Annotated in this window: 1 protein-coding gene; it reads left to right on the top strand. The window is 30.5% G+C overall.

Annotated elements, in window-relative coordinates; translation table 11 throughout:
- Positions 1 to 256 (top strand): hypothetical protein (locus NF27_RS12200; protein ID WP_039454847.1); only part of this gene is annotated, 256 nt, incomplete at both ends.

Below are 256 nucleotides of genomic sequence, written 5' to 3'. Positions count from 1 at the left end.
AGATATACTCCTAGGGATATAATTAAATTTAGGCTTAATACTACCGATACTAAACATTTAACAGCTTTACAAATTAATATGCGGCAGTGTGATGAAGATATGTATTGTATTCTTGAAGAAGCAGAACAGGATATAAGAGAAAGTCATAGACATCAGTTATTGGTTAAGCGTTTGCAAGAAGAGCTATCTATATCTTTTGAAGAAATTAATAATGGTGTAATCATTAGCAAAGCTTTAATCAATATGGCTGGTATTA

This window comes from Candidatus Jidaibacter acanthamoeba, from assembly GCF_000815465.1.
Lineage (GTDB): Bacteria > Pseudomonadota > Alphaproteobacteria > Rickettsiales > Midichloriaceae > Jidaibacter > Jidaibacter acanthamoebae.
Note: the sequence above shows the minus strand (reverse complement) of the source record. Positions and strands in the feature narration are given on the sequence as shown.